Genomic DNA, 13124 nt, shown 5'->3' on the forward strand with positions numbered 1-13124 from the left:
CCCCCCGGCGCGACGATGAAGCCTCCCCCAAGGACACCCGCCATGAGCTCTCAACTGTTGATGATCGAAGACGACTTCCGCCTCGCCCAGATGGTGGGGGAATACCTCGGCCAGTCGGGCCTGGAAGTGACGCACATGGCCGATGGCAAGAGCGGCATGGCGCGCCTGCAGGGGGGCGATGCGGGGCCCCTGCCCGACCTGGTGATCCTGGACCTCATGCTGCCGGACATGGACGGGCTCGAAGTGTGCCGCCGCATCCGCTCGCTGCAGGGGCCGGCGGCGCAGGTGCCGGTGCTCATGCTGACCGCCAAGGGCGACCCGATGGACCGCATCATCGGCCTGGAGCTGGGCGCCGACGACTACCTGCCCAAGCCGTTCGAGCCGCGCGAGCTGCTCGCCCGCATCCGCGCCATCCTGCGCCGGCGCACCGACGGCGGCACGCCCGCCGCGCAGGTGCTGCGCTTCGGCTCGCTGGAGATCGACCGCGATGCGCGCACCGTCACCGTGAGCGGCCAGGCGGCTGAACTGACCTCCTACCAGTTCGACCTGCTGGTGGCGCTGGCCGAACGCGCGGGCCGCGTGCTCACGCGCGACCAGATCATGGAGGCCGTGCGCGGCCGCGAGCTGGAAGCCTTCGACCGCTCCATCGACGTGCACATGGGCCGCATCCGCGCCGCGATCGAGCAGGACGCCAAGAACCCCCGCCGCATCCTCACGGTGCGCGGCGTGGGCTATGTGTTCGCCAAGCAGCAAGACTGACCCATGTCCAACCCGTTTTCCCGGCGCCTCTATCTGCGCATCTGGCTGGCCGTGGTGGTGGGCGTGGCCGTGCTCACCCTGGCCGTGGGATGGGCATGGCGCATCGCCTCGGACCAGAACGCGCAGACGCCCCCCACCCCGCCCGCCCGCGAGATGGTGCTGATCAACGAGCGCGGCGAGCCGGTGCTGCGCGGGCTGGCCACGCGCATCCCGAACGGGCCGGCCGAGGGGCTGGAGTTCCGGGTGGAGGCCGAGGGCGGCGAGGTGTTCTCGCTGCAGATGGCGCCGCGCCCGAAGCCGCCCGGCGCCGACCGGCGCGGCGAGGTGGCGTTCTGGACCCGCCCGCCGTTCGGCTTCCTGTGGATGCTGGGCCTCGTCGGCGTGGCCGTGGCCGTAGGCGTGTTCCCCATCATCCGGCGGCTGCTGCAGCGGCTGGAGACCTTGCAGCGCGGCGTGCAGCGCTTCGGCGAAGGCGACCTTTCCGTGCGCGTGGCCGAGACCGGACATGACGAAGTGGCCGACCTGGCGCGCCAGTTCAACGCCGCGGCCGCACGCATCGAGACGCTCGTCAAATCCCACAAGTCGCTGCTGGCCAATGCCTCGCACGAGCTGCGCTCGCCGCTCACGCGCATCCGCATGGGGCTGGAGCTGATGCAGGGCTCGGCCCCGTCCCCGGCGTTTCGCGACGAGATCCTGCGCAACATCGCCGAGCTGGACCAGCTGGTGGACGAGATCCTGCTCGCCAGCCGCCTGGATGCGCGCGAGGCGGACATGGGCACCGTCGAACTGGTGGACCTGCTGGGCCTGGCGGCCGAGGAGTGCGTGCGGGTGGATGCTGAGCTGGAAGCCGGCGCCGCCAGCGCGGAAGGCCTGGAGGTGAACGGCGTGGCCAAGCTGCTGCGCCGCGCCCTGCGCAACCTGCTGGAAAACGCCCGCCGCTACAGCCAGGGCGACATCACGGTGGGGCTGCAGCGCACCGGCACCCACGCCGAAGTGCGCGTGTGCGACCAGGGCCCCGGCGTGCCGCCGGCCCAGCGCGAGCGCATCTTCGAACCCTTCTACCGGTTGCCCGGCGCCAGCGAGCGCGCCGGCGGCGTGGGGTTGGGGCTGGCGCTGGTGCGCTCCATCGCGGAACGCTCGGGCGGCACGGTGCGCTGCGAAGACCGCCCCGATGGCGAGGGCGGTGCCTGCTTCGTGCTGAGCCTGCCGTTGGCGAGCGCCTGACCTCCTTGCGAAGGCGCGGCACGCGCCGCACCGGTGTCGGCACACGGCTGAGGCCGCCATGCAAGGGCATGCGCTTGATGTTGCGCATGGTCACATCTGTTTCGTTCGGTCAGCGGCTTGGCCCCGGAATCCGGGTGGCTTCGGAAGGCGGTTTCCCTTATCCTGAATTCCGCCCAACGGAATACAAGACCGAGGCGTCCATTTTGCACACCGATCCACCCAGTTCCACCATGGCAGTCAAAGACATCCGGGTCATCCACACCCTCGGGCCGGCCGGCACCAACTGCGAAGCCGCAGCCCACGAATGGTTCCGGCGCAACGGCCGCAAAGGCACCGTGCACCTGCACCCCACCTTCGAGATCGCCGCCGAGTCGCTGAATGACGATCCGGCCATCGCGGTGCTGGGGTGCGTGGCCTATCCCGACCTGCACAATCTCGTGTTCTCCAACCTGAACCGCTTCCAGATGGTGGATGTCTTCGTGATGCCCACCTTCAACATGATCCTGGCGTCGCGCACGGGCGAGGCGCCCCGCACCATCTCGACCCATCCCGCGCCGCAGCAACTGGCGCCCCCCGGCACGGAGCTGTGCTTCGTCAACAGCAATGCGCAGGCCGCCGTGGAATGCCGGCACGGCCGCACGGAAGGCTGCATCACCACGGCCAAGGCTGCGCGGTCGCTGGGACTGAAGGTAATCCAGGACTTCGGCCCGGTGCCGATGGGGTTCACGGTTCACGCGGCGGTCTGAGCGCGGCGCGGCGCAGCGCCCGCCCCGGCTCAGTTGCGCCAGGCGAGCGAGCGGGCCTCGCCCTGGATCACGGGCGCCTGGGCATTGAGCGTCTCACCCGCCAGCACACGCTCGTACATGCGCAGGTAGTCGCGCGCCATGCGCTCGGCGCCGAAGTGGCGCACGGCATGGTCGTGGCAGGCCCGGGGGTCGAAGCGGTTGGCGCGCACCGCCTCGGCCAGGGCACTGGCGTTGTCCGCCAGCACGCCGCATTCGGCCGGCACCAGTTCCGGCAGCGCGCCGTAGGGCGTCGAGAACACGGGGCAGCCGAAGTACAGGCTCTCGATGACGGCCAGGCCGAAGGGCTCGTGCCAGCGCACCGGAAAGATCAGCCCGCGCGAGGCGTTGAGCCGCTCGGTCTTCTGCGCGCCGCCCACCATGCCGAAGAAATGGATGCGGCGCGACAGCGTCCACCGGAATCCCCGGCGGAAATTGATGCGGTCGCCGCCCAGCACGTCCAGCTCCACCCCGGCCAGTTGGGCCACGCGGATGGCGCCGCTCACGTTCTTCACGCGCCACGCGGCCTTGCCCAGGAAGTGGTAGTGGTCGCGGGGCCGGGCGAAGTCCACGGCGCCGTAGCTCTCCCACTGCAGGCCGTTGTAGACGAACTCGGTGGAGCCGTAGCGCGCCGCATGGTCGCGCGAGAGGAACACGGTGTTGCGCGGCAGCGGCTTGGGCTTTCGGGCATTGCCGTGCTCGGTGACCAGGTAGGGCGTGCCGATCTCGGTGCGGGGGTTGAACTGGAAGTGCGTGATGTCCACGTCGGCGGGAATCTGCGAATCCCACGGCGCATCGGGCCGGATGGGCAGCACCGCGCCGAAGTCGCAGGTGGAGCCCTCGGGCACCAGGTAGCTCACGCGGTGGCCCAGGCGCACCAGCATCTGGCCCAGATCCCAGATGACGCGCTCGGTGCCGCCATAGCCATAGACCGGGATCGGGGAGTTGTTGACGAGCAGCACGTGCATGGCAAAACCTTCTTTGGCGGTCAGGAGGGGGCGGCAGCGGTGGCCCGCGCGGCCCGCGCCTCGCGCTCGCGGCCCTGCAGGATGGCCAGCACCAGCATGCACATGAACAGGTAGAACATGGTGCCGCTGTTGTGGCCCAGGAACACCTGCGTGAGCCCGAAGCCGATGTAGGCGATGGGCAGCAGCACGCCCACCATACGCAGGCACAGCACCTGCGGGTCCATGGCGCCATGCGCCGAGGTGCGGCACACGCGCCGGCGCGTCGGCCAAAAGAGCGCGAGCGGCACCGCATAGAACAGCAGCAGCACCGCCACGCCGGGCAGGCCGCGCTTGGCGAAGATGTCCAGCACCTCGTTGTGCGCATGGCTGAACCGCAGCACGAACGGATGGGCCTGCCCCGCGGCCACGCGCCGCTGCTTCTCGGCCTCGTAGCCGTAGCGGCCCCAGCCGGTGAGCGGCCGGTCCAGGCCCATGGACCACGCCAGCTTCCAGTGCGCGAGGCGCTGGCCGACCGAGCTGGCGGCGTCGCCCTTGGATTCGTACTGGGTGATCTCCTGGCGCGCCTCGTCCACGCGGGAGCGCACGTCGTGCGCCTTGAGCGCCATGAGGCCCGCCATGCCGGCCAGGATCAGCGCCGCCCCGACCATCGCCAGCCGGCGCTGGCCGCAGCGGGCCTGCAGCCACGCGCACACGGGCAGCGCCAGCGGCAGCACGAGCCAGCCCCCGCGCGACTCCGACAGCAGCGAGCCCTCGAAGCCCAGCAGGATGCACACCACCCAGCCCACGCGCTGCCAGGGTGCCCAGCGGCCCCACTGCACGAGCAGGGCCGCCGAACACATCAGGCCCAGCAACAGGCTCAGGCCGCCGAACTGGATCGCATTGGTGTAGCCGTTGGCGCGCAGCAGGTGCAGCACGCCGGTCTGGTAGATGCCGATGAGCCCCGCGCCGCACGCCCCCACGGCGAGGCCCCACCACAGCCAGACCGCACGCGGCGGGTAGGCCAGCAGGTAGAACAGGCAGGGCAGTGCCAGCAGGTACTTGGACGGCCGGTCCAGGTTGGACCAGCCGCCCTGGGCCGGGTCGAAATCGAGGGCCCACACGAAGCCCATGGCGACGATGGAGGCGAACAGCCACCAGGCCTCGCGGCCCGGGGGCCGGCGCAGCCACACGCCGGCCGTGGCCAGGCTGCACAGCAGCAGGACCACCGCGCCCCACGAATAGCCCGAGCGCAGCCACAGGGCCAGGCCGGGCACCATGAAAGCCGCCACGCCGGACAGGCGTGCGAAGACATCCGAAGGTTTCACCGGCGCACGCTCTCGCTCAGGCGGTCGCTGTCGTACTCCAGCGCCGCATACCGGAAGAACGCCTCCAGGGCCACGAACAGGCAGTAAAGGAAACCGGCACCGCCGCACAGGAAACCGAGCCGCAGCACGTACAGCCGCACGAACATGCTCGCGCCCGAGGCCAGCCCGCGCCCCACGCCGCCGCGCTTGCCGGCCGCCGCGCGCTTGGCGGCGCCCAGCATGGCGTACTGCGTGAGCTTTTCCAGGCTGCCGCGCACGGTCTCGCGCGAGTGGTGCAGCAGCCGCGCGCGCATCACGTGGCGCGGCACGCCGGGCTCGGTGAGCACGGCCTCCTCGTGGACCACTCCCACGTACTCGCGCAGCATGTCGCGCCGGAACAGGCGCTCCACGGTCGAGGTGGTGCGCAGGTAGCGCAATTCGTGGCCGAAGGCCACCATGCGCCAGCGGATCTTCCACACCGCGCGCTCGCCCGAGCGCACGATGGCCTGCAGCTCCTCGCGGAAGTCGGGGCCCATCACCTCGTCGGCGTCGAGAAAGAAAAGGTAGTCGCCCGTGGCATGCGCCAGCAGGCGGTTGCGCTGCACGGCAAAGCCCTGCCAGTCGGGATACACATGCACCTGGGCACCCAGGCGCCGCGCCACGGCCACGGTGTCGTCCGTGCTGCCGCTGTCCACCACCACGATCTGGTCGGCGAACGAGGCGCTCGCCAGACAGGCCTCGATGCGGTGGCCCTCGTTCAGCGTCAGCACCGCCACCGTGAGCGTGGGGCGGGCCGCGCTGCCGCGTTCAGCCGGCATCAATCAGTGGCCGGAGTGGACGCGTTCTCCCGCCTTCAGGCGGTACACCGTGCCGCAGTAGGGGCACTTGGCCTCGCCCGTGTGGGCGACGTCCAGGTACACCTTGGGGTGGGTGTTCCAGATCTTCATGTCCGCCTTGGGGCTGGGGCAGAAGACGCCGCCCTGGGGGTTGAGGTCTTTGGCGACCAGTTCGACGATGGCTTGCGACATGTTCTTCAGACCTTGGTGAGCCAGTGGGCGTATTGGGGGTTGCGGCCGTTCACGATGTCGAAGAAGGCGCTCTGGATCTTTTCGGTGATCGGGCCGCGCGAGCCGCCGCCGATGGCGAGGCGGTCGAGTTCGCGGATGGGCGTCACTTCGGCGGCGGTGCCGGTGAAGAAGGCCTCGTCGGCGATGTACACCTCGTCGCGGGTGATGCGCTTTTGCACCAGCTCCAGGCCCAGGTCCTTGCAGATGTGGACGATGGTGTTGCGCGTGATGCCGTTGAGTGCGCCGGCCGACAGGTCGGGTGTGTACACCACGCCGTTCTTGATGATGAAGACGTTCTCGCCCGCGCCCTCGGACACGAAGCCGGAGGCGTCCAGCAGCAGGGCCTCGTCGTAGCCGTCGTCCAGGGCCTCCATGTTGGCCAGGATCGAGTTGGTGTAGTTGCTCACCGCCTTGGCCTGCGTCATGGTGATGTTGACGTGGTGGCGCGTGTAGCTGCTGGTCTTGACGCGGATGCCGCGCTTCATGCCCTCTTCGCCCAGGTAGGCGCCCCAGGCCCAGGCCGCCACCATCAGGTGGATCTGGTTGCCCTTGGGGGACACGCCCAGCTTCTGCGAGCCGATCCAGGTCAGCGGGCGCAGGTAGCACGATTCGAGCTGGTTCTCGCGCACCACGGCCTTCTGGGCCTCGTTCACCTCGTCGCGGGTGAACGGAATGGTCATGCGCAGGATCTTGGCGCTGTTGAACAGGCGCTCGGTGTGCTCCTCGAGGCGGAAGATCGCCGTGCCGTCGGCCGTCTTGTAGGCACGCACGCCTTCGAAGGCGCCGCAGCCGTAGTGCAGCGTGTGGGTCAGCACATGGATCTTGGCGTCGCGCCAATCGACCATCTGGCCGTCCATCCATATCTTGCCGTCACGGTCGGCCATCGAGGGAGCTACGGGACTCATGGGGTTCCTTTGGAATTGCTGGAAGTCGCAAAACCCGCGATTTTACGAGTCTGCGCGGGCAGGGGCCGCCACATCCGCCGGCGCCTGGGGCGCATCCTCCTGCGGCACGGGCCGCACGAGCGCCCATTCCACCAGCTTGCCGGCCCGGAATTCGCACGTCACGTGCGACTGCGTGCCGTCGGTCCAGCGGTAGCGCTCGGGCTCCTCGCCGTCGGCCGACAGCGGCTCGCCCAGCGAACGCGTCATGGCCACCACGTGCATGAGATTGACCCCCTTGCGCAGCTTGGCATTGAGCATGACGGCGCTGCCCACATGGCCGATGGGCCGGTCGGCCGCCTTGCGCATGACGTTCATGAGCCGGGTGAAATGCAGCAGCGCCCACATCACGAGCCCGCCCCCGACCGCCATGACGCCCTGCCAGCCATAGGAGCGGTGGGCCGCGAAGACCAGCACCGCGATGCCGACGGGAATGAAGAGGTTGCGCAGATTCATGGGGCGAGATTGTCCTATGGCGGCCGCCGGGGCCGGGTGTGGATGGTGCGTAGGCGCGGCATCGCCGCCCGGCGGGCCGCCTTCAGCCCATGCCGCGCACCACCTCCATCGCCTCCTCCACCCGCTCCACCGCATGGATGGTGATGCCCTCGATGGGCTTCTTGGGCGCATTGGCCTTGGGCACCACGGCCACGCTGAAGCCCAGCTTGGCCGCCTCCTTGAGCCGCTCCTGCCCGCGCGGGGCCGGGCGCACCTCGCCGGCCAGCCCCACTTCGCCGAAGGCGATGAACCCGCGGGGAAGTGCTTTGCCGCGCAGGCTGGAGGTGATGGACAGCATCACCGCCAGGTCGGCCGCGGGCTCGCTGATGCGCACGCCGCCCACGGCGTTCACGAACACGTCCTGGTCCATGCAGGCCACGCCGGCATGCCGGTGCAGCACCGCCAGCAGCATGGCCAGGCGGTCGCGGTCCAGCCCCACCGACAGCCGGCGCGGGCTGGGGCCGCCCTCGTCCACCAGCGCCTGGATCTCCACCAGCATGGGCCGCGTGCCCTCCAGCGTGACCAGCACGCAGCTGCCCGGCACGGGCTCGCTGTGCTGGCTCAGGAAGATGGCGCTCGGGTTGGTCACGCCCTTGAGGCCCTTTTCCGTCATGGCGAACACGCCGATCTCGTTGACCGCGCCGAAGCGGTTCTTGATGGCGCGCACCAGGCGGAACTGGCTGTGCGTGTCGCCTTCGAAGTACAGCACCGTATCGACCATGTGCTCCAGCACGCGCGGGCCGGCGAGCGCCCCCTCCTTGGTGACGTGGCCCACGAGGATGATGGTCACGCCCGAGGCCTTGGCCGCCCGCGTGAGATGCGCGGCGCACTCGCGCACCTGCGCCACAGAGCCGGGCGCGCTCGTGAGCTGGTCGGAGTACACGGTCTGGATCGAGTCGATCACCGCCACGGCCGGCTGGGTGGCATCGATGGTGGCGAGGATCTTCTCCAGCTGGATCTCGGCCAGCACGTTCACCTGGCTGTGGTCCAGGCCCAGGCGGCGCGAGCGCAGCGCCACCTGCGCGCCGCTTTCCTCGCCCGTCACGTACAGCGTGGGCAGGCCCACGCGCTGCAGCGCATCCAGCGCCTGCAGCAGCAGCGTGGACTTGCCGATGCCCGGGTCGCCGCCGATCAGCACCACGCCGCCCTCCACGATGCCCCCGCCCAGCACCCGGTCGAGCTCATCGATGCCGCTCGGCGTGCGGGCGATGTCGGTCGCCTCGATGGCCGCCAGCGGCATCACCGCCTGGGCCTGCGCCAGGCCCGAAAACTGCGGCGCGCTGAGGCGGTTCTTGCCCGGGCCGGCCTCGGCCACGGTCTCCACCAGGGTGTTCCAGGCACCGCAGGCCGGGCATTTGCCCAGCCAGCGCGGGCTGGTGCCGCCGCACTCGGAGCAGGTGAAGAGGGTTTTTTCTTTGGCCATGGCAGGGATCGGGAAACGGGGCAGCAAGGTGGATCGCAGCGGGCGGCATGCCCGGCGGCGGGCCAGCCGCAGCGGCCCCAAGCCGGGCGCCAGCGGGGGTGCGCGGCCTGAAAGTAAGCAATTGCGATGTCAACCCTATCCTACCCCGCGCTTCCTGGAGCCTGCCTAGCATGCCCATTCCAGCGGCAGTCCGCCGCACGCCATTCAAGGAGATACAACCCATGACCCCAACCACCATGAACGCTTCGGCCACCCCTTCCCGCCGATGGCTCGCCGCCGCCCCGCTGATCGTCGTGTCCGCCCTGGCGCTCACCGCCTGCGACCGCAACAAGCCGGCCGACACGCCCACCAACACGGCACCCGTCACCACCCCGGCGCCGACGACCCCCGCCACCCCCACCCCCGCTCCTGCCACGCCTGCGTCGGACGCCGGCATGTCCTCCACCCCGTCTTCCTCCGCCCCGGCCGGCGGCGCCGTGTTCGGCGGCAGCACGCCGGCGCCGGCCACCGCGGCCTCCGAGCCGGCCAGCGACGCCAAGTGATCGCGCGCTGACCGCGCCCCTGCCGCCTCCCCCGGCGCACGCCGCGGGGAGCGCTTAACATCCACCGCTTCGCGGCCGTTCGGCCGGTCCCTGCAGAGGCGGATGTTTCGATGAAGGCATGTATCTATGGCGCGGGCGCCATCGGCGGCTGGCTCGCGGTGGCACTGGCACGTGCAGGCGGCGATGTGTCCATGGTGGCGCGCGGCGCCACGCGGCAGGCCCTCGATGCGCAGGGCCTGCGCCTCGTTCAACCCGATGGTTCCGTGCACGCCACGCCGGTTCGCGCGCACGATGATCCGGCCGCCCTGGGCGTGCAGGACCTGGTGGTGCTGGCCGTCAAGGCCCCGGCCCTGTCCGACGTGGCCGCCCGCATCGCGCCGCTGATCGGCCCCCACACGCTGGTGCTCACGGCCATGAACGGCGTGCCGTGGTGGTTCCTCGACGGCTGCGGTGGCCCCGCGCAAGGCCGGGCGCTGCAGTCGGTCGACCCCTCGGGCGCCATGGCGCGTGCCGTGCCGGCCGGCCAGGTGATCGGCGGCGTGGTCCACACCAGTTGCTCGCTCGATGCGCCCGGGGTGGTGCGCCACCACTTCGGCAACCGGCTCATCCTGGGCGAGCCCGCCGGCGCGCCCACGCCGCGGCTGCAGGCACTGGCCGACACGCTGCGGCGCGGCGGCATCGAGGCCGAAGTGTCCTCCCGCATCCAGCAGGACGTGTGGTTCAAGCTCTGGGGCAACCTGACGGTCAACCCCATCAGCGCGCTCACCGGTGCCACCACCGACCGCATCCTCGACGACGACCTGGTGCGCACCTTCATCTCCGACGTGATGCGCGAGGCCAAGGCCATCGGCGAACGGCTGGGCCTGCCGATCGACCAGCAGCCCGAAGACCGCCACGCCGTCACCCGCAAGCTAGGCGCGTTCAAGACCTCGATGCTGCAGGACGTGGAGGCCGGCAAGCCGCTGGAGATCGACGCCCTGGTGGGCGCGGTGCACGAGCTGGGCCGCCTCACCGCCGTGCCCACGCCGCACACCGACGCCCTGCTGGGCCTGGTGCGGCTGATGGCGCGGGTGCGTGGCCTGCACTGATGCGCACGGACGGGCACATCAAAAACCATAGCAATACGCCCTAGTACCCATTGCCTTCCTGCGGTTTTTGGCTTGGAACCACCAGGCCGCAGGCGGCGGCCGTTCCTTTTCCCATCGCCAACCCACTGGAGCCCCCATGGCCTCGCTGACCCTCTACTACGCCCCCGGCACCTGCGCGCAGGCCGTTCGCATCGCGCTGAACGAAGCCGGCGCCGATCACGCGCTGGAGCGCATGGACTTCAAGGCACAGCAGCAGCGCACGCCCGAGTACCTGGCCATCAACCCCAAGGGCCGCGTGCCGGCCCTGGTCACCGAGCAGGGCGTGCTGACCGAGACACCCGCGCTGCTGGCCTATGTGGCCCAGCGGTTCCCTGAGGCGCGGCTGGCGCCCACCGATCCCCACGGGTTCGCGCGGATGCAGGAGTTCAACAGCTACCTCGCCTCCACCGTGCACGTGGCCCATGCCCACCGGCCCCGCGCCAACCGCTGGGCCGACGAGCCCGAGGCCATCGCCGCGATGCAGCGCAAGGTCGGCGCCAACATGACCGAATGCTTCGCGCTGATCGAGCAGCAGCTGCAGGGGCCGTGGGTGCTGGGCGACGCCTATTCGGTGAGCGACGGCTACCTGTTCACCATCGGTGGATGGCTGCAGAGCGATGGCGTGGACATCGCCCGGTTCCCCAAGGTGCATGCGCACGCGCAGCGCGTGGCGGCGCGGCCGGCGGTGCAGCGGTCGTTGGATTGATGTCCCGCGGGGGGACGGATGCCGCGCGAGGCGGCGCCCCTGCAGAAAAAGCCCCGGGGCCGGGCGGCCCGCGGAGCGGTTCGGGAAGGGCCAGGCGCGATGACCGGCAACGATATGGCCTGGCGGCTCAGTTGACCTTCAGCAGGCGCCAGTCGATGCGGTTGTCCGCGCGGTGGACGATCTCCACCTTCTGCGAGGCCGCCCAGGGAATGACCTGGTTGTACAGCGGGATGTGCGAGATGAGCTGGTGGTCCTGCACCAGCGCCTGCTCGATCAGGCTGTTGCGCGTGGCGGCGTCGGTTTCCTTCTTGATGCGCTCGATCAGTGCGTCCTGCTGCGGGTCGCTGAAGCGGCCCAGGTTGAAGTTGCCGTCGCCGCCGGCACCGGGCGAGCGGATCAGCGACTGCAGCGAATAGAACGCATCGAACGTCGGCACGCCCCAGCCCAGCAGGTAGATGCTGGCCTCGTTGCGCTGGATCATCGGGAAGTACGTGGCGAACGGCAGCGAGCGCAGCCTGGCTTTCACGCCCACCTTGGCCCACTGGGCGGTGATGGCCTGGCACAGCTGCTCGTCGTTGATGTAGCGGCCCGCGCTGCAGGCGAAGTCCACGTCGAAGCCCTGCGGGTAGCCGGCCTCGGCCAGCAGCTTCTGCGCGGCGGCGGGGTCGTAGGGCCAGCGCGCGTCGGCCTTCGGGGTCCAGCCGTTCACCTGCCGCGCGATGATCGCGCCGGTGGGCTGGGCCAGGCCGCGCAGCACCACGCGCTGGATGGCGTTGATGTCGATGGCCTGGTAGAGCGCCTTGCGCACGCGCACGTCCTTGAGCGGGTTCTTGCCCTTCACGTTCGAGTTCTGCAGCTCGTCGCGGAACTGGTCCAGGCCCAGGAAGATGGTGCGGTTCTCGGCGCCGTCCAGCACCTTCAGCTGCGGCTGCTGGCGGATGCGGGGCACGTCCTGCAGGCTGGGGTCGAGCACGAAGTCCACCTCGCCCGACAGCAGCGCCGCCGTGCGCGTGGCATCGGACTTGATGGGCGTGTAGACCACGTCGGTCACGTTGCCGCCGAATTGGCCCTTGCCCCACCAGTGGGGATTGGCCGCCAGCACCAGGCGCTGGTCGGGCGCCCAGGACTTGAGCACGAACGGCCCCGTGCCCAGCGTGTTGCGGTGGGTGTAGGGCTCGTCGCTGGTCTTGATGTCCTTCGGGACCGTGGCGTTGTTCTTCTCGGCCCAGGGCTTGCTCATGATGCGCAGCTCGGTCAGCTGGTTGACCAGCACCGGGTTGGGCACCTCGGAGAAGATGTCCACGGTGTTCGCGTCCACCACGTCCACGCGGTCGATGCCCTGCGTGTACACGGCGTAGTTGGAGGTCTTGGCCTTGGCGCGCTCCAGCGAGAACTTCACGTCGTCGGCCGTGAGGGCGGAGCCGTCGCTGAACTTCACGCCCTGGCGCAGCGTGATGCGCAGCTGCGTGGGGCTCACCCGCTTCCAGGCGATGGCCAGCTGCGGCTCGGGCTTGAAGGTCTTGCTGTTGTATTCGACCAGCGTTTCGTACACGGCCGAATGCAGCGCGTTGTTCACGCCCACGTTCTGCGCGTGGATGTCCCACGAGGACACGTCGGCCGAGCGGGCGAAGCGGAAGGTGGCGGCCTGCGCGGCCAGCGGCGTGGCCACGGTGAAGGCGGCAGCGGCCAGGGTGGCCGCGAGGGAAAGCGAAAAGCGCATGGTGCAAAGGCCCTGAAGCAACGAAGAGTGCGGCCACTATGCCCGCGGCCCCCACCGCGGCGAACGACTTTGTGGTTCTAACGTTAT

Annotated in this window: 14 protein-coding genes; 6 read left to right on the forward strand and 8 right to left on the reverse strand. The window is 70.0% G+C overall.

Annotation, left to right across the window (positions count from 1 at the left end):
* Positions 1-42: 42 nt before the first annotated feature.
* The 3 genes from AVAK2825_RS04115 to AVAK2825_RS04125 all read left to right on the forward strand — a co-directional run bounded on the left by AVAK2825_RS04115 (position 43) and on the right by AVAK2825_RS04125 (position 2729).
* On the forward strand, positions 43-759 hold the full coding sequence (locus tag AVAK2825_RS04115; RefSeq protein ID WP_272549751.1) for a response regulator: 717 nt from the start codon (positions 43-45) through the stop codon (positions 757-759).
* Positions 760-762: 3 nt separating this feature from the next.
* Positions 763-1983, forward strand: coding sequence for an ATP-binding protein (locus AVAK2825_RS04120; RefSeq protein ID WP_284394636.1), 1221 nt, complete (start codon positions 763-765; stop codon positions 1981-1983).
* Between the two features lie 230 nt (positions 1984-2213).
* On the forward strand, positions 2214-2729 hold the full coding sequence (locus tag AVAK2825_RS04125) for a type 2 periplasmic-binding domain-containing protein (protein WP_284394637.1): 516 nt from the start codon (positions 2214-2216) through the stop codon (positions 2727-2729).
* Between the two features lie 29 nt (positions 2730-2758).
* On the opposite strand, the gene AVAK2825_RS04130 is transcribed toward AVAK2825_RS04125, so the two are convergent.
* From AVAK2825_RS04130 to radA, 7 genes are all read right to left on the reverse strand, one after another.
* The gene (locus tag AVAK2825_RS04130) at positions 2759-3733 is read right to left on the reverse strand and encodes a glycosyltransferase (RefSeq protein ID WP_272565920.1); all 975 of its coding nucleotides are present in this window, start codon (positions 3731-3733) and stop codon (positions 2759-2761) included.
* 20 nt (positions 3734-3753) lie between these two features.
* Positions 3754-5037, reverse strand: a complete 1284-nt coding sequence (locus AVAK2825_RS04135; RefSeq protein WP_284394638.1) for an O-antigen ligase family protein — start codon at positions 5035-5037, stop codon at positions 3754-3756.
* Positions 5034-5834, reverse strand: coding sequence for a glycosyltransferase family 2 protein (locus tag AVAK2825_RS04140; protein ID WP_284394639.1), 801 nt, complete (start codon positions 5832-5834; stop codon positions 5034-5036). Before AVAK2825_RS04140 ends, AVAK2825_RS04135 begins: the two co-directional genes overlap by 4 nt.
* Positions 5835-5837: 3 nt before the next feature.
* Positions 5838-6044, reverse strand: coding sequence for a zinc-finger domain-containing protein (locus AVAK2825_RS04145; protein ID WP_272549760.1), 207 nt, complete (start codon positions 6042-6044; stop codon positions 5838-5840).
* 5 nt (positions 6045-6049) lie between these two features.
* Complete coding sequence (locus tag AVAK2825_RS04150) at positions 6050-6988, reverse strand: branched-chain amino acid transaminase (protein ID WP_284394640.1); 939 nt, start codon at positions 6986-6988, stop codon at positions 6050-6052.
* Between the two features lie 42 nt (positions 6989-7030).
* Positions 7031-7480 carry a glycerate kinase gene (locus AVAK2825_RS04155; RefSeq protein WP_272565926.1) on the reverse strand — a complete coding sequence of 150 codons (450 nt, stop codon included), beginning with the start codon at positions 7478-7480 and terminating at the stop codon, positions 7031-7033.
* Positions 7481-7562: 82 nt separating this feature from the next.
* Positions 7563-8942: a DNA repair protein RadA gene (gene radA / locus AVAK2825_RS04160; RefSeq protein ID WP_284394641.1), complete on the reverse strand. Its 1380-nt coding sequence runs from the start codon at positions 8940-8942 to the stop codon at positions 7563-7565.
* 221 nt (positions 8943-9163) lie between these two features.
* On the opposite strand from radA, the gene AVAK2825_RS04165 reads away from it, so the two are divergent.
* The 3 genes from AVAK2825_RS04165 to AVAK2825_RS04175 all read left to right on the forward strand — a co-directional run bounded on the left by AVAK2825_RS04165 (position 9164) and on the right by AVAK2825_RS04175 (position 11317).
* Positions 9164-9484 carry a hypothetical protein gene (locus tag AVAK2825_RS04165; RefSeq protein ID WP_284394642.1) on the forward strand — a complete coding sequence of 107 codons (321 nt, stop codon included), beginning with the start codon at positions 9164-9166 and terminating at the stop codon, positions 9482-9484.
* Positions 9485-9594: 110 nt separating this feature from the next.
* Complete coding sequence (locus AVAK2825_RS04170) at positions 9595-10572, forward strand: 2-dehydropantoate 2-reductase (protein WP_284394643.1); 978 nt, start codon at positions 9595-9597, stop codon at positions 10570-10572.
* Between the two features lie 136 nt (positions 10573-10708).
* Entirely contained in the window at positions 10709-11317 is a 609-nt protein-coding gene (locus AVAK2825_RS04175; protein WP_284394644.1) for a glutathione S-transferase family protein, read from the forward strand.
* A 127-nt stretch (positions 11318-11444) separates the two neighbouring features.
* On the opposite strand, the gene AVAK2825_RS04180 is transcribed toward AVAK2825_RS04175, so the two are convergent.
* The gene (locus AVAK2825_RS04180; protein ID WP_284394645.1) at positions 11445-13037 is read right to left on the reverse strand and encodes an ABC transporter substrate-binding protein; all 1593 of its coding nucleotides are present in this window, start codon (positions 13035-13037) and stop codon (positions 11445-11447) included.
* Positions 13038-13124: the final 87 nt, after the last annotated feature.

This window comes from Acidovorax sp. SUPP2825 (assembly GCF_030158995.1).
GTDB lineage: Bacteria > Pseudomonadota > Gammaproteobacteria > Burkholderiales > Burkholderiaceae_C > Paracidovorax.